Here is a 15,693-nt window from a genome sequence, read left to right on the forward strand (position 1 = left end):
CCAGACATGGTTGAGAATAAATACAAAGCGAAAATCAAGACGGTCGAAGAGCTGGTTGATGCCATCGGCACCCGTCCCCGGCAGCAAAAGGTCATCATGTGCCACGGCACATTCGACGTTGTGCACCCTGGGCACATCCGCCATCTGATGTATGCAGGCGGCAAGGCTGATGTTCTCGTTGCCAGCCTTACTGCAGACGAACACATCAAGAAGGCCAACTTCCGCCCGTATGTCCCAGAAGAGCTGCGCGCGCTTAACCTCGCTGCCCTCGACATGGTCGACTACGTCATCATCGACAAGAACGAAGCGCCGCTGGAAAACCTCAGCCGCATCCAGCCGGATTACTTTGCCAAGGGCTATGAGTACGTCTCAAGCGGCCTGCCGCCCAAGACCCAGGCTGAAAAAGACATTCTCGACAGCTATGGCGGGGAGTTCATCTTCACGCCGGGCGACATTGTCTACTCTTCTTCCCGCATCATTGAGGCAGCTCCACCAAAGATCGGTGCAGACAAACTGCTGTCTTTGATGGAAGCCGAAGGCATCACCTTTGACGACCTGCGCAACACGCTCTCAAAAATGAAGGGCGTGAAAGCGCATGTGGTAGGCGACACGATCGTCGATACCTACACCTACACAGCCATGATCGGCGGCCAGACCAAGACACCGACAATCTCTGTTCGGTATGAAGGCCAGGACGATTATGTCGGCGGCGCCGGCATTGTGGCCAAGCACCTCAACGCCGCAGGCGCGGACGTGACCTTCTCAACGGTGCTGGGCGACGACAAGTGGCGCAGCTTCGTGATTGATGACCTGCGCACCGCAGGCGTGCACATGCGCGAAGTCATCGATGAAACACGCCCGACCACCAACAAGAACGCTATCGTCTGTGCGGATTACCGCATGCTGAAAGTCGATACCCTCGACAATCGCACGATCTCGGAAGCCATCGTCGAAAAGCTGGTGGACGCCATCAAGACAGTTGAAAGCGACTGCGTTGTTTTCTCCGACTTCCGCCACGGCATTTTCAACAAGGCAACAATCCCCACCCTTAGTGCCGCCATTCCCGAAGGCATGTTCAAGGTCGCGGACAGCCAGGTCGCGAGTCGCTGGGGTGATATCTGTGAATTCCAGGGCTTTGATCTGATCACGCCCAATGAGCGCGAAGCGCGCTTCTCTCTTTCGGATCAGGACAGCGTCGTCCGCCCGCTTGCTCAGAAGCTCTACGAAGTATCAAAAGCCAAGAACCTGATCCTCAAACTCGGACCGCGCGGCCTGATTGCCTACCGCCCAACCGAGGACAAGGAAGATGTTCGGTCGTTCTTTGCCGTCGACACTTTCGCCGACGACGTAAAGGACGCGGTTGGCGCAGGCGATGCATTGCTGTCCTACGCAACACTGGCTCACGTGGCCGGTGGGTGCGAGGTGTGTGCAGCGGTGCTGGGTGCCATGGCCGCCGCTGTTGAATGTGAGCATGACGGCAACATTCCGGTGACGCCTGATCATGTTCTCGACAAGATCAACAAAAGCGAGCAGCGCGCCAACTACGAAGGTTAGTTCCGGCACCTTCCGGTCCAGAAGGTCGCCCACGAGGAGTACGCAGGCATGAAAGTTATCGTCGTCGGGCTTGGTGTTCAGGGCCACAAGCGCCGCCACCACGCAGGGGACGATTTCGTCGCCACGGTCGATCCTGTTAATCCGGATGCGGACTACAAGTCCATTCAGGACGTGCCCCTGGCAGACTATGACGCGGCCCTGTGCTGTGTGCCGGACGCACCCAAGATAGACCTGCTGACCTATCTGTTTGAAAACGGCAAACACGCCCTCGTTGAAAAGCCGCTCTTTGCGGCTGACGACGCAGACCTTCTGAAGCTCGAAGCACTTGCCCAGAAGAACGGCGTTGTCGCCTACACAGCCTATAACCACCGCTTTGAGCCGCACTATGTGGCGATGCATGACCTGATTGCGTCCGGCAGGCTCGGCCGCATCTATCATTGTCGCATGTTCTACGGCAACGGCACGGCGCGCCTGGTGCGCGACAGTGCATGGCGCGACAAGGGATCAGGTGTGTTGCCGGACCTTGGTTCGCACCTGCTCGACACAGCTTCATTCTGGTTTGGGGATCTGGGTGACGACTTCAACATCGTCTCCTCCAGCAACTACGAAAACGAAGCGCCCGACCATGTGGTGTTTGCCTCCGGCGAGACCCGTCCAAAGCTCGAAATGGAAATGACGCTGCTCATGTGGCGCAACCATTTCACGTGCGACATCTTTGCGGAAAATGGCACCGCCCACATCACGTCCTTGTGCAAGTGGGGACCGTCTACCTTCACCACCCGCATGCGCGTGCTCCCCTCTGGCCGTCCGCCCGAAGAGAGCAAAACGCTGGTGCAGGAAGACCCCACATGGGCGGCCGAATATGCCCATTTCAAAGGTCTGGTGACCTCTGGCGCCAAGACCAGTCTTGCAAACGACATTTGGCTGAACCGGCTGCTCGGCAAACTGAGCGCGGAAGCCCTTGAGAAGGTGAGCCGATGACATCCACCGACACTCTGCCGGTCATCGGCTTTGCCGGGATGACCCATCTGGGCCTGAACTCTGCCGTGGGGATGGCTGAAAAAGGCTTCAACGTCGTTTGCTTTGATCCGGATGCCACGCTCATCGGGCAGCTGGAAACAGGCGAGATGCCGGTCCTGGAACCAGACCTGCCCGAACTGGCCGCCAAGAACAAAGACCGCATCACCTATGCCAGCGACCTGTCCGTTCTGCAGCAATGTGACGTGCTCTATGTGGCACCAGACGTGCCGGTGACCGATGACGGTGTGAGCGACCTCACTGACCTCGATGCCCTGCTTGAGAAAGTCATTCCGGCCATTCGCAAGGATGCTGTGCTGGTCAATCTAAGTCAGGTTCCACCCGGCTTTACCCGCGCCCGCACGCGCCCCGGCCTCAACATGTTCTACCAGGTTGAAACGCTGATCTTCGGCCGCGCCATAGAGCGCGCCCTGTATCCCGAGCGCTACATCATCGGCTGCCCGGATCCAGACGCACCCTTGCCGGATGCGTTCCGCAAATGCCTTGAAGCCTATGACTGCCCAATCCTGCCCATGCGCTATGAAAGCGCCGAGCTGTGCAAGATTTCGATCAATTGCTGCCTTGTGGCCTCCATCAGCGTGGCCAACACGCTGTCAGAGCTGTGCGAAGGCATTGGCGCTGACTGGTCAGAGATTGCCCCTGCCCTCAAGCTGGACCGCCGTATCGGCCAATACTCCTACCTGTCACCGGGCCTTGGCATTGGTGGCAGCAATCTGATCCGTGACCTCATCACCGTCACGCGCTTTGCTGAAGAGACCGGCAGCGACGCGTCTGTTATTGCCGCATGGATCCGCAACAGCGCCTACCGCAAGGAATGGGCGCTGCGCACCTTGCACGAACGCGTGCTGTCCACCATGGATGATCCGCTGGTTGCGGTCCTGGGCCTCTCCTACAAGGAGAACACCCACTCCACCAAGAACTCGCCCGCCTTCGCCATGATCGAAAACCTTCACCCCTACCGGGTCACAGCCTTCGATCCAGTGGTGAAGACCAGCGCCGCTCCCCATCCAGCCCCAATTGATGCCGCTGATCCATTGGACTGCGCCAAGGGGGCTGACGTCGTGTGCATCATGACCCCATGGGATGACTTCAAATCCATCGACCCAGCCAAACTGGCAGATGCCATGGCCGGTAAATGGGTCCTTGATCCATATCGGGTGCTGGACGCCAAGGCCTGTGCCAAGGCCGGCCTGTCCTATCTAACATTGGGGGTGTCTGATGCTTGAACACCTGAACACTGACCCGACCGCCCCTAATCGCGTTGTCATTCTTGGCCGTGAGGGCTTTGTTGCAAGCACGCTGGCTGCAACGCTTGAGGCTGCAGGCATCAATCACCTGGCCCTGGGGCATGCGGAGCTTGACCTGACAGCACCAGCTGCCGGCGAACAGCTTGCCGCAGCCCTTGAAGAGACCGATACGCTGGTTTTTGTCTCAGCAATCGCACCCAGCCGGGACGCGGCTGCCATGGCAACGAACATGCGCATGGTTGATTCGGTTGTGCAGGCGGTGTCCACCCGCTCGGTCAACCACCTGGTAAATATCAGCTCAGACGCGATCTATGAGGATGCGGCCCATCTGGTGCATGAGGGGCTGGCCCCGGCACCTGGCTCGCCCCACGGCGCCATGCATCTGGCCCGCGAGATACTGTTAACCGGGGCCATGAAGGGCGCTGGCGTACCCCTGGCCCACCTGCGTCCCAGCCTCCTTTATGGCGCCGCCGACCCTCACAATGGCTATGGCCCGAACCGCTACCGGCGTCAGGCCCAGGCTGGTGAAACCATCACATTATTCGGTGAAGGCGAGGAAAAGCGCGACCATGTGGCCATTGAGGACGTTGCCGCCCTCATTTCCCAGGTCATCCAGCACCGTTCGACCGGTATCCTTAATGTCGCCACCGGGACCTCACGCTCCTTCCGGGAATGCGCAGAACTGGCCGTGGAAATCGCAGGCAAAGGCGGTGTTTCAGGCACCCCACGCCAGAACCCGATTACCCACCGGCATTTCGATGTGACGGCTCGGCTTAAGGCCTTCCCGGCATTCAGCTTTATCGATTTTGACGAGGGATTCCGAAAATCCTTCAACCGGGTTGACTCATGATGGCGGCGTGCCGATTGTGCGCCGCAATGTTACCGCCCACCGCCTTCTGCGGACGGGTTTTTGGGGGATATAGGACGTGAAAACGGCTCTCGTTATTGGAGGCGGCTTTGCAGGCTGCGCCGCGGCTCACCAGCTTCAGCTGCAGGGCGGCTGGGACACCACCGTTGTTGAGGCTGCACCCTTTCTGGGTGCCGGCGTGCGCACCCAATATTATGGCGGCCACCCTTACACCTTCGGCCCACGTCACTTCCTGACGCCATGGCCCCATGTCTATGAATTCCTCAACACCTACGTTCCCATGCGCCGCTGCGCGGACCATCAGTTCCTGACCTATGTGTCAGACGATGAACAGTTCTACGGCTACCCGATCCACGCCGACGACATTCCAACAATGCCGGAAGCCAACCAGATCGAAAACGAGCTCTCCGCCGTTAACATGAGCGCCATCCAGCGCCTTGATAACCAGAAGTTCGCTGAGATGACCCGCAAGGACGTGCGGAACCTCAACAACGCTTCACTCGCCACAAACTTCGAGGATTTCTGGATCAACTCGATCGGCGAAACCCTCTACAAGAAGTTTGTCGACAAATACTCCCGCAAGATGTGGCAGATCGACGACAACAAGCAGATTGATGACTTCACCTGGTCCCCCAAGGGCGTGACCGTGAAGGAAGGTGGCCGCGCCGCTTGGGATACAGCCATCTCGGCCTATCCCATCGCCTTCAACGGCTATGACGACTATTTCAAGATCGCGACAGAAGACGCCAAGGTTCACCTGGCAACGCGCATCTCCGACTACGACATCCCCAACAAGACGGTGGTGATCGACGGCGAGAAGCGCAAGTTCGACATCATCGTCAACACCATCTCGCCAGACCACCTGTTCGAACAGTGCCATGGTGAGCTGCCATATGTCGGCCGCGATCTGCACACCATCGTATTGCCGGTAGAGTTCGCTCTGCCTGAAGACGTGTACTTCATCTACTTTGCAGGCGACGAAAAGTTCACCCGCATCACCGAGTACAAGAAGTTCACACTTCACAAGGCGCCAACGACGTTGATCACACTCGAGATCCCGTCAATGACGTCCAAGTACTACCCAATGCCGATTGAATCGGAAAAAGCCAAAGCACAGAAGTATTTCGACGAGATGCCGGACGGCGTGTTCTCCGTCGGCCGTGCCGGCAGCTACCTCTACAATGTGGACATCGACGACACGCTCGATCACGCCATGAAAGTTGCAGCCGACCTCAAGTCGTAACCATCCAGCCGGGTGTGACCGGCACCCCGAAGTCTCAACGGGTCTGAACTAGAAAGAATTTTCCATGTCCGACAAGAAAACCATGCCGCCAGTTGCAATTGAGCCCAGCCTAGATGAGCCATGGGTCAACCTTGGCAATGCCGACAGCCACAAGGACTGGGGCCGCGACGAGGAAATTCAGTACAACCAGACCAACCGTCAGACGGAGAAGGCGCACTTCTATCGCAAGACCTTCGACTTCCTGACCGACAACCGCGTGCATGGCGACTATCACGAGTTTGGCTGCCACCGCTGCCGTACATTCCGCATGGCGCTGACAGAAGCCCGTCGGCACAACCTCGACAACATGCAGTTCCACGCCTTTGACAGCTTCGAAGGCCTGCCCGACCCCACCACCGATACGTCAGTGGAAATCTGGAAGAAGGGCGTGCTCACCACAACTGAAGAACAGTTCATGGGCATGGTCAAAGACCACGGCATGTATGTCGACAACGTCTCGACCATCAAGGGCTACTACGACGACAGCCTGACAAAGGATCTGCAGAAGCAGTACCTCGATTCAGGCCGCAAGATTTCCCTCGTGAACATCGACTGCGACCTCTACGAGTCAGCGGTTCCCGTGTTCAACTTCATCGAGCCGCTCCTCCAGGAAGGCACGGTCATCTACATGGATGACATGTTTGCCGGCTACAAAGGCAGCCCCAAGAAGGGCGTCGCCAAGGCATTCCTCGAATGGCAGGAGCGCTCACGCTGGAAGATCGTCCGTCACATGGACATTTCCTGGTGGGGCCGTTCCTACATCGTCTATCTCGACAAGACCGGCGTCGACGGCGTCATCTAAATCCCGTCTGGCCGATCAGGAGATCATGGACATGAGCGACAAAGAAACAGTGCACTTCTGGGACAAGATGCTCCCCGACCAGCACGAGCACACCTACCACTACTCGGGCGACAACTACGCAAAGGCCCTCTATGAGGTCATTGCTTCCTCAAGCGGCATTCCAAACCCGCATGAGACGTTCAAGCTTGAGCACACCGACATGTTCACCGTTGAGGAAATGGCCTCAAACCCGGTCAGCATGCGCTTCTTCGAGTTTCTGATTGCGGTCGCTGGCATCAAGCGCGTGCTTGAAATCGGTGCCTTCATCGGTGTCTCGACCATGAACTTCGCCAAGTCCGTACCGGCCGACGGCAAGGTCGTTTCCATTGAGAAGTTCGATCACTTTGCAGCCATCGCCCGCAAGAACTTTGAGCTCAATGGCCTGTCAGACAAGATCGACCTTCACGAGGGCGATGCTTTCGAAGTCATCGACAGCCTGCCCAAGGACGAAAAGTTCGACCTGATCTTCGTGGACGGCAACAAGGAACGGTATCTGGACTACGTCCTCAAGACCGAATCCCTGCTCAACTCCGGTGGCATCATGGTCGTGGATGACTGCTTCTTCCACGGCGACGTCGCCAATGACACGCCGGTCAACGAAAAGGGTGCCGGCACCAAAGCCTTCATGGACTGGGCCGCCGGACAGGACAGCTGGTTGCGCATCGCCCTGCCGCTGGCGAACGGCATCTACCTGATGGTGCGCAAATAGCGTTCTTCGCCTACCCTCACCGTCAGGAGAGGTAAAAAGTGGCAGACAACCCGATCAGATCAGCGCTTGTTAATGGCGCTGTTATCGCAGGCACTTTCGTTGTTGGCTTCGCGTTCCTCGAAGTGGGACTACGCGTGGTCAACGGCGTGCCTGCGGCCCCCTGGTCGGACTGGCGAACCGCCTACGCTGTTGAGACAAATGCGGCCACGGCGAACCGCTATGATGAGACGCTTGGCTGGGTTCTCCGCGAGAATTTGAAATCCAATCACCTGAATACCATTGAGTACGGCATCCGCCGCAATGGACCTGACACAGTGCTGGCAGAGGGCGCGGTTCTGGCGTCTGGCGACAGCTTTACAGCCGGGTCAGAAGTCTTGGATCACGAGTCTTGGCCAGCGCATCTGGAACAGCTGATAGGCGAGCCGGTCATGAATGCCGGTGTGGGTGCCTATGGGACGGACCAGATTGTACTGCGGGCCGAGCAGCTGATCGATCCACTCAAGCCGCACACCATTGTTCTAAGCTTTTTTGATCAGGATATTCTGCGTTCAGGTTACTCACGGTACGGGGAAAACAAACCATACTTTGTAGATTCCCCCACGGGCATAGAGCTCAAGAATGTACCGGTGCCCGACTCCACACAGAACACCGCGCCGCAACGCGCAACCGGCATTGGTCACAACTTGTACCTTCCAGCCATCGTCATGTCAGCAATTGGCGGTACGCCTCTATACACTCCGACAGGGTCAACATATCGCAAGATAGCCAATGACCCAGTAGCCGTGTCTTGTGCCCTGCTGCAGCGGATGAAGCAGCGCACCTATGAGCAGGGCATCCATCTTGTTCTAGTGCTTCAATATGGCGGACAGATTCACCATTTGAGCGCTCCCCGACCGGGGCATGCAGATTTGGTAATTGATTGTGCCGAATCCTTGGCAATACCGGTGGTCGATGAGTTCGACAGCATTCGGGGCATCGCACAGGAAAGTTCCAGCAGCTTGCAGGAACTTTATGTTATGGGGGCTGGGGAGTTTAACTTTGGCCATATGTCATCAAAGGGAAATGCACTCGTCGCAAGACTGATTTCCGCTGCACTTGCTGACCTCCCCGAAAAACCGATGCCGCCTCCGGTTGATGTCATGTTTGGCCCCTCACCGTTTACTACCCCTCTAGGGGATGTTCTCGCGACAAGCGACCACGCCTTGGATCTGTCCGCTTTCGAGAACAACTTGATTGACGTGAGCCACTTGTGGTGGGGTCAAGATGGCTTCACACTTTCTTCTGACGGGCCAACCGGAGAACATTACCTTACAATTCCGATCCAGAAGAGCCTTCCTGCAGGACGGTATGAACTAAGCCTGCAAATGCGAGCTGGCTCGTCATCGCGTGCGCGCCTTCAACTCTTACATAGTGAAGTTGTGGGGGTCTTGGCGGATATCGACCTCTCAAACGAACAAGCAGACCTGACCCGGTTGGGTCCCGTACAGCGCATTGGCGCATCGGTCGAAGCATCTTTGCGGGACGAAGAGTGGAAAGAAGTGCGCTTCTACGCGCAATTCCCTGAAGGCAATGTTCGCATCTTACTGCAATTGCTTGATAGTGAGGGAAGCAGCTTGCTCCCCGGCAACGGTACCGATATCGATGTCGCAAATCTCAAACTAGATGGCTTCATTGGTGATGATCAAACTCCACCTATAGCCGAACGCAACTAAGAAACGGATCAATCAAGATGTTGAGTATTTTCCAGGAGTTGTGGCTTTTTTTGAGAGTCCGGAAAAAGTTCTGGCTGCTGCCAATCTTCGTAGCAATGGCTTTCTTCGGCGGTCTTGTCGTAATGACAAAAGGCAGCGCAGTCGCCCCGTTCTTGTACACTTTGTTCTAGGTCATCGGCCAGATCAGCGATTTATTGCATCGATGAAAGGTCGCGAAAATGCCATCGGTCAAAGACATCCTCCTTGCAGGCATATCCATCTTGTTCTGCCTTCTAATGGTGGAGGTCGGGTATCGATTCTATCTAAGTAATGAGCTGCAAACATCCGTCAACCAGCAGATCGAAGCCGCAAGGCTAGAAGCCGACACGTCCTCAAGTTTCACCGTGTATGAGTCTCCGTCACCCTGGGTGTACAACGAGGCCTATGGCTATGACTATCGCCCAGGCAACTGGTTGTCAGCGACGATTGAAGAGGGACAAATCGCCGAATGCGAACGGATTATCGGCGCAAATGATTTTGGAAATCACGCAAATACCACACCAGATTATTGGGACAGTGACATCCGCATCATGTTTCTCGGCAGCTCCTACACACAGACCAAGGATGTTAATGACCATACTCCGATCCAGCTACTGGAACAGGCACTCTCGGAACAATTGGGGGCATCCGTCGCGATACTGAATTTTTCGCGCGACGCTTCTGGCCTTCTTCTCTCCTTCGACCTCGCAGCTGCAAAGATTGAGGAATTGAAACCAGACCTCCTGATCTTTGGTTTTAACTCCACAGCACTAGGATATTCGCGCCACTGGCGAACAACGGTTCCGGTGACAGAAGACGTGGAACGGTTGCTTTTCATGCTTGACCCGCTGGACGCATCGGGCGCGCTGCCTCCGCCGGAGCGTGTCGTTGGAATGCCGCAACTGGCATCACCTCTGATTACCCAAGGTCTCTGCGATCGAGGCGCGCATCAAGACACAGGCAATGACAACAAAAACTCCGATGATCTTGAGGTCGCAGTCGAACAGTTGATCGAGGCACGGCGCAGAATAATTGTTGAGCCGAAAATCGACCCGATTGCCATCAACTTTTGGCGAACTGACGTGTCATTTGTCTGGAACGCAATCAACTATGACACTCCGTATGCGGACATGAAAATCACCCGCGACAACACGGTCTTCAACTCCCTGCGTTTGCTGGCATTTGACGAAGACCCGAGAGCTGCAGATGCAATATCGGCCGTTGTGTCATCAGACATTCCAATGGTTTTTCTACATATCCCGACCTATGAAGAAATGAAGGGCTCCTCGGATGGCCACATCATCCATGGCCGCGCTGGTGTAGACCCGACAGTCAGCAAAGCACTACTGCAAGATCTCCAGCGCCTTACCGGACGGGATGTGCACCATCTGTATCAGTGGTATTCCGAAACCGCGAAATCCTCTCCACGAGATTTGGTTGTTTCCGAGAGCGACTCCCACCCTACAAAAACAGGTGTTCCTGCCCTTGCAGCGTCCATGGAAACTGCACTCAAAAGCATTGATGAATCGGCCCAACTGCTTACAAAGTGGCGAAATTCAAATGACGCCAATTCGCCACAGGAAACAAACAATGCCGAGTAACACTCCTATTGCCCCTGAGGAGAAGAACGATAATGAGGCCGCCTCTCAGGGATGGGTTGCAAACAGCATTCTGCTAGGCGTCATCTCAATAGGCATTATCGGCATTCTTGAGCTCTACGTGCATGTATTCGTCGATGACGGCATGCAATATGACCTCGAAATGTGGAAGTACGCACGGGAAATCAAAAAGGTCGCTGAAAATCCGAACATAGGTCACGACCACCGGCCAAATGCTGAAGCACTTCTAATGGGCACCATGGTGACTACGAATAGCCTTGGCTTTCGTGACCGGGAGTTAGATGCATCACCATCGGCAAAGACCATCCGCATCGCAAGCGTTGGCGACAGCCTGACATTCGGCTGGGGCGTGCCCCAGGATCAGACATTTTCCAGAATCTTGGAAACAGAATTACGCTCAAGAGGGCGCGATGTAGAGGTGATCAACACCGGCGTGGGTAACTACAACTCAAAAATGCAGGCGGCAGCCTTCTTTGAAAAAGTGGTGCCATTGAAGCCTAACGTCGTTTTGCTCAATTACTTTATCAACGATGCTGAGCAAACGCCGACATATGAAACGAGTTTCATTGAGCGACATTCCAAGGCTTGGACGTTCTTCGCCGCGCGTTTGGATATAGCGGAACGCCAGTTAGGATTTGGTAGCAATGAAGACTGGCTTACCTATTATCGCGGCCTGTATGATTCACAGACAAATCCAAGCGGATGGGAGGATGCATCAGCGGCTATCCTCTCCATAGCGGAGTGGTGCAAGGAAAATGAAGTGCCACTCCTGATTTCTCACTTCCCTGAACTCAGACAACTTGACCCATACCCATTTGTGGATGTTGAAAGCAAAATTGAGGCTCTCGCTGACCGCGCCAACGCGCCTTACATTGATTTGCTATCCGCGGTTCAATCCGAAGAACCAGCATCGCTTTGGGTGACGGTCCCCGACCCGCACCCAAACACAAAGGCAAATCGGCTTTTTGGTAGAGCTCTGGCAGACTGGATTGACGAACAACCAAACCTTCTTGTCGGGGAACAGATTGGTCAATCAAATTGACAACAGGGTCAATAACCCGACCTGATCGCAAACCGGTGTACCCATGTGCGGCATAACAGGCTTCGCGACTGGCAAACATCTGTCCGCTGACGACGCACGCATCCTTCAGGGGATGACAGATGCGCTCGTTCATCGCGGACCTGACGCCGACGGCATGTGGAGCGACCCAGAAGCGGGCGTTGCATTTGGTCACCGCCGGCTTTCCATTGTCGACCTGTCTGAAGCTGGCGCACAGCCGATGCATGATGCGTCCGGTCGATACGTCATCACCTATAACGGCGAAATCTATAACTTCCCGGCACTGAGAAAAGATCTCGAAGCTGTCGGCGTGACATTCCGCGGACACTCGGACACCGAGGTCCTTATAGAGGCCTGCGCGTACTGGGGGATTGAAGCAACGCTCAAGAGACTGAATGGCATTTTTGCTTTCGGGCTCTGGGACCGTCAGCAACGCAGCCTTACGCTTGCGCGCGATCACATCGGCATCAAACCACTTTACTGGGCCAAAGCCGGGTCAACCCTACTGTTCGCGTCCGAACTGAAATCGATGCATGCGCATCCACAGTTCAACACGGCCATCAATCGCAACGCCGTGGCTGCGTTCATGCGGTTCAACTACATCCCTCAGCCACACTCCATCTATCAGGGCGCACACAAGCTTCCGCCAGGCTGCTATCTCACCTGCGACCTGTCTGGCGGAGCACCGTCAGAACCAGTCATAAAGACGTACTGGGATGGCCTGGAAACAGCGGAACAGGCGGCGGCAGACCCCTTCACTGGCTCGCCTGAAGAGGCCGTCGATCAGCTCAGCGATCTTCTGCACGACGCCATCGGCCAGCAGATGATTTCGGACGTGCCACTTGGCGCATTCCTGTCAGGCGGCATCGACAGTTCAACCGTCGTTGCTCTCATGCAGGCCCAAAGCAGTCAGCCGGTGCGCACATTCTCAATTGGCTTTTCAGAAGAAGGGTTCAATGAGGCGCACCACGCCGCCGAAGTTGCCAAACATCTGGGCACGGACCACACCGAGCTGTACCTGTCGTCCAGGGATGCGCTCGACGTCGTCCCCCAACTGGCGGACATGTATGACGAACCCTTTGCGGACAGCTCACAGATCCCCACCTATCTGGTCTCCAAGCTGGCCCGCCAGCACGTCACCGTGTCGCTCTCCGGCGATGGCGGAGATGAGCTGTTTGCCGGATACAATCGCTATGTCTGGGGTCGAACCCTCTGGCGCACGATCCGCACGCTCCCCTTGCCGGTGCGTCGGCTTGTGAGCCGAAGCATCCGCGGTCTGTCACCAGCACGGTGGAACCAGCTGACGCGCCCGATCCCCGACAGGATCAAACCCGGCAATCCCGGCGACGCGCTGTACAAGCTGGCATCTGTCGTGGAGCTGGATGGCCCCGGCGCCATCTACCGGCGACTGGTCTCAAACTGGATGTCACCGGAAGATGTTGTGCAGCAAAGCACCGAGCCGCCCGGTCTTCTGTGGGACGAGACAATGCGTGAGCGGTTCAAGGAACCGATCAGCCGCATGCAGGCCACGGACCTCATGACCTATCTGCCCGACGACATTCTCACCAAGGTTGATCGCGCCAGTATGGCAACCAGCCTGGAAGCACGTGTCCCCTTGCTTGACCCGCGTCTGATTGAATTTGCCTGGCGTCTGCCACTGAGCATGAAATTGCGCGATGGCCAGAGCAAATGGGCACTGAGACAGGTTCTGTACCGCCATGTCCCGCAGTCTCTCATCGACCGCCCAAAAATGGGATTTGGCGTGCCCGTTGGAGACTGGCTGCGCGGTCCGCTGCGTGACTGGGCGGAGCACCTGCTCGACGAAAAGAGACTCCGGGAGCAAGGCCTCTTTGACCCGAAAATCGTAAGAACCCATTGGGAAGACCATCTCTCCGGCCGCCGCAACTGGCACTACATGATGTGGAGCGTCTTGATGATGGAAGCCTGGCTCGACCGCTGGGAGCACAATCCACCGGGTTAAGCTGGAACAGAATCGCCGGACGGCAAAGTACCAGTATGGGTTAGCATCGAGCCGGCAGGCTCCAGCACTTTGTCGACGATGTAGACAATGTGTGGCCCCAACGAAATAGGCTCACCGACAACACGCGCGCCGCTGACAAAGAGCACGCCGTCGCGCCGATCTACGGTGTGGACCTGACCGGACACTGTGCCAATTTCTGCATTCACATCAGACAATGCCAATTGGGCCAGCGGATCAACGCCCGCCTCCACAGGGTCATGCTCAGGTACCAGATGCGCTTTAAACAGCTGACTGCGCACGGCATGCGACTTTGCGTCAAACAGGGCATCCACGAACTCTTGGCCCTCAGCCTCAAGCGCTTCATCAGAAGGCAGCAATACAATGTTGCCTTTGCGACCACGCGCCACACGGGCAGCAAGTCCCGTATAGATCGACAAAGCAATTAACTTCGCAGCAAGACGACACCCAAGATGACGCGCACCAAGCCAAAGACGGTTGGCCTCTCGGTTGGCGGCGGCTCGCCGGATAAACAGATCAGATGCCAGTTCCGCTGCCTGCCACTTCTTCTCCGTAACCGGCGCAAAGTGCCATCGGACTTTATGCGAAACGACAAAGTCATTTACCGGACTGTCGTAAGAAAGCCACCAGCCACCAACATCAATCGGATCAGCCGTCCGTCGGTTCACGTGCCAAGCAAGGTCAGTGCCCAGCGGCGCAAGGCTGACGGCGAACAAATCGTCGCTATCATCAATGAAGCAAGCTTCACCGGGTTTGAATGGTCGGTTTGGCAACGCCACCGCATTCAATTCAGCCTTGTTTGGATCGAAAAGAAACATTTCACGCGCAAGGACGCGCAGAACCATTCCTTCATCCTTGACCGGCCAGAACATCATTTCGGGGTGGATCGGGAAATAGTCACTGTTTCGCAAGTAGGCAGCCATCAATGGGTGAAGCGACCGCACGCAAAGCGTCACAAGATCATTTCCGCTGATCGTCAATGAATGAGATCCCGCAGTCCTCAAAGCAAGAATGTTTTTTTCAAACGATTTGTCTTCCACCCGAAGATAGGTCATCAAAATCGCCTGATGGCCTTCGGCAAGTTTCTGCCCAACTGTCTTGAATGAAGTCGATGACCACGCCACATCCGGCGGCATCAGCAGAGCGAGCATTCCAGCTGCCCGGGCCAAGTCGATTCCTTTTGCCCAAGCCGCATGGTGAGCCGCAATCGGGTTTGACAGGTCCACGTCCTTCAAAAGAGTGACGTTGACTTTCATGTAGCGCCGCATCTCGAGAATAATGGGGGCCTTGTCCAGACGATCAAAATCCTCGTCCCGCGTGTATATGACGTAGGTCACATCCACCTGCTTGGAGAGCGCCGGCATGTTGTCCGGGGCCAGCAAGGTTGGAATATTCATTTCCAACAACATTTTTGTATGCCAGTCGCCCCACACCGCGGTTACCATCATCAGCTTTGGCCTGCTGGATGACTGATGTTTTGCGCTCGATGTCACTGTAGGCTCCCCAAACACTCGAGTTGACTGTACCTTCTCTAGACCTTTCGAATACCAATCGCTAGTGCAATAGTCTCCGGCAACAAGCTGGGTCGAAAGCGCGCCAAAACTCGCCCCGCAAGAGATCGAAAAAGCACCCGAACCTTACGCCATGAACACAAGTCAGATCGAAAAAGCGACACTCGAAGTGGGTCAGTTCAATCACGACGAATGTAATCTTGAAGTGATCGAGAGTGCATTTTCCACATTGGGC

At 56.0% G+C, this 15,693-nt stretch carries 13 protein-coding genes; 12 read left to right on the forward strand and 1 reads right to left on the reverse strand.

From position 1 onward, the window contains the following. The first annotated feature begins 6 nt into the window (after positions 1-6). The 12 genes from ABXH05_RS05135 (at position 7) to asnB (ending at position 13,929) form a co-directional block, all read left to right on the forward strand. Entirely contained in the window at positions 7-1,554 is a 1,548-nt protein-coding gene (locus ABXH05_RS05135; protein WP_353560065.1) for a PfkB family carbohydrate kinase, read from the forward strand. A gap of 48 nt (positions 1,555-1,602) precedes the next feature. After that, positions 1,603-2,535: a Gfo/Idh/MocA family protein gene (locus tag ABXH05_RS05140; RefSeq protein WP_353560066.1), complete on the forward strand. Its 933-nt coding sequence runs from the start codon at positions 1,603-1,605 to the stop codon at positions 2,533-2,535. Continuing rightward, a complete protein-coding gene (locus tag ABXH05_RS05145; protein WP_353560067.1) occupies positions 2,532-3,818 on the forward strand; it encodes a nucleotide sugar dehydrogenase in 1,287 nt (428 codons plus the stop codon). The genes ABXH05_RS05140 and ABXH05_RS05145 overlap by 4 nt, the downstream gene beginning before the upstream one ends. Continuing rightward, positions 3,811-4,689 (forward strand): NAD-dependent epimerase/dehydratase family protein, encoded by an 879-nt coding sequence (locus tag ABXH05_RS05150; protein ID WP_353560068.1) that lies wholly within the window; start codon positions 3,811-3,813, stop codon positions 4,687-4,689. The genes ABXH05_RS05145 and ABXH05_RS05150 overlap by 8 nt, the downstream gene beginning before the upstream one ends. Positions 4,690-4,765: 76 nt before the next feature. Continuing rightward, positions 4,766-5,950, forward strand: coding sequence for an FAD-dependent oxidoreductase (locus ABXH05_RS05155; protein WP_353560069.1), 1,185 nt, complete (start codon positions 4,766-4,768; stop codon positions 5,948-5,950). Between the two features lie 64 nt (positions 5,951-6,014). Further along, positions 6,015-6,791, forward strand: a complete 777-nt coding sequence (locus ABXH05_RS05160; RefSeq protein ID WP_353560070.1) for a class I SAM-dependent methyltransferase — start codon at positions 6,015-6,017, stop codon at positions 6,789-6,791. A gap of 31 nt (positions 6,792-6,822) precedes the next feature. After that, positions 6,823-7,539: an O-methyltransferase gene (locus ABXH05_RS05165; RefSeq protein WP_348136067.1), complete on the forward strand. Its 717-nt coding sequence runs from the start codon at positions 6,823-6,825 to the stop codon at positions 7,537-7,539. 38 nt (positions 7,540-7,577) lie between these two features. Continuing rightward, positions 7,578-9,251, forward strand: a complete 1,674-nt coding sequence (locus ABXH05_RS05170) for an SGNH/GDSL hydrolase family protein (RefSeq protein ID WP_353560071.1) — start codon at positions 7,578-7,580, stop codon at positions 9,249-9,251. A 20-nt stretch (positions 9,252-9,271) separates the two neighbouring features. Beyond that, positions 9,272-9,421 carry a DUF5989 family protein gene (locus ABXH05_RS05175; RefSeq protein WP_353560981.1) on the forward strand — a complete coding sequence of 50 codons (150 nt, stop codon included), beginning with the start codon at positions 9,272-9,274 and terminating at the stop codon, positions 9,419-9,421. A 48-nt stretch (positions 9,422-9,469) separates the two neighbouring features. Then, positions 9,470-10,870 (forward strand): hypothetical protein, encoded by a 1,401-nt coding sequence (locus ABXH05_RS05180; RefSeq protein WP_353560072.1) that lies wholly within the window; start codon positions 9,470-9,472, stop codon positions 10,868-10,870. Beyond that, complete coding sequence (locus tag ABXH05_RS05185; protein ID WP_353560073.1) at positions 10,860-11,930, forward strand: SGNH/GDSL hydrolase family protein; 1,071 nt, start codon at positions 10,860-10,862, stop codon at positions 11,928-11,930. The genes ABXH05_RS05180 and ABXH05_RS05185 overlap by 11 nt, the downstream gene beginning before the upstream one ends. Positions 11,931-11,973: 43 nt before the next feature. Beyond that, entirely contained in the window at positions 11,974-13,929 is a 1,956-nt protein-coding gene (gene asnB, locus ABXH05_RS05190; protein WP_353560074.1) for an asparagine synthase (glutamine-hydrolyzing), read from the forward strand. On the opposite strand, the gene ABXH05_RS05195 is transcribed toward asnB, so the two are convergent. Continuing rightward, entirely contained in the window at positions 13,926-15,440 is a 1,515-nt protein-coding gene (locus ABXH05_RS05195) for a fasciclin domain-containing protein (protein WP_353560075.1), read from the reverse strand. The two genes, asnB and ABXH05_RS05195, sit on opposite strands and share 4 nt — an antisense overlap. Positions 15,441-15,693: the final 253 nt, after the last annotated feature.

The sequence above is a fragment of the Pyruvatibacter sp. HU-CL02332 genome (assembly GCF_040362765.1).
Lineage (GTDB): Bacteria > Pseudomonadota > Alphaproteobacteria > CGMCC-115125 > CGMCC-115125 > Pyruvatibacter.

Bases quoted from the DNA above. Each gene is read 5' to 3' on its own strand.
- ABXH05_RS05135 (WP_353560065.1), top strand. From the start codon at position 7: ATGGTTGAGAATAAATACAAAGCGAAAATCAAGACGGTCGAAGAGCTG.
- ABXH05_RS05150 (WP_353560068.1), top strand. From the start codon at position 3,811: ATGCTTGAACACCTGAACACTGACCCGACCGCCCCTAATCGCGTTGTC.
- ABXH05_RS05165 (WP_348136067.1), top strand. From the start codon at position 6,823: ATGAGCGACAAAGAAACAGTGCACTTCTGGGACAAGATGCTCCCCGAC.
- ABXH05_RS05140 (WP_353560066.1), top strand. From the start codon at position 1,603: ATGAAAGTTATCGTCGTCGGGCTTGGTGTTCAGGGCCACAAGCGCCGC.
- ABXH05_RS05145 (WP_353560067.1), top strand. From the start codon at position 2,532: ATGACATCCACCGACACTCTGCCGGTCATCGGCTTTGCCGGGATGACC.
- ABXH05_RS05185 (WP_353560073.1), top strand. From the start codon at position 10,860: ATGCCGAGTAACACTCCTATTGCCCCTGAGGAGAAGAACGATAATGAG.
- ABXH05_RS05160 (WP_353560070.1), top strand. From the start codon at position 6,015: ATGTCCGACAAGAAAACCATGCCGCCAGTTGCAATTGAGCCCAGCCTA.
- asnB (WP_353560074.1), top strand. From the start codon at position 11,974: ATGTGCGGCATAACAGGCTTCGCGACTGGCAAACATCTGTCCGCTGAC.
- ABXH05_RS05180 (WP_353560072.1), top strand. From the start codon at position 9,470: ATGCCATCGGTCAAAGACATCCTCCTTGCAGGCATATCCATCTTGTTC.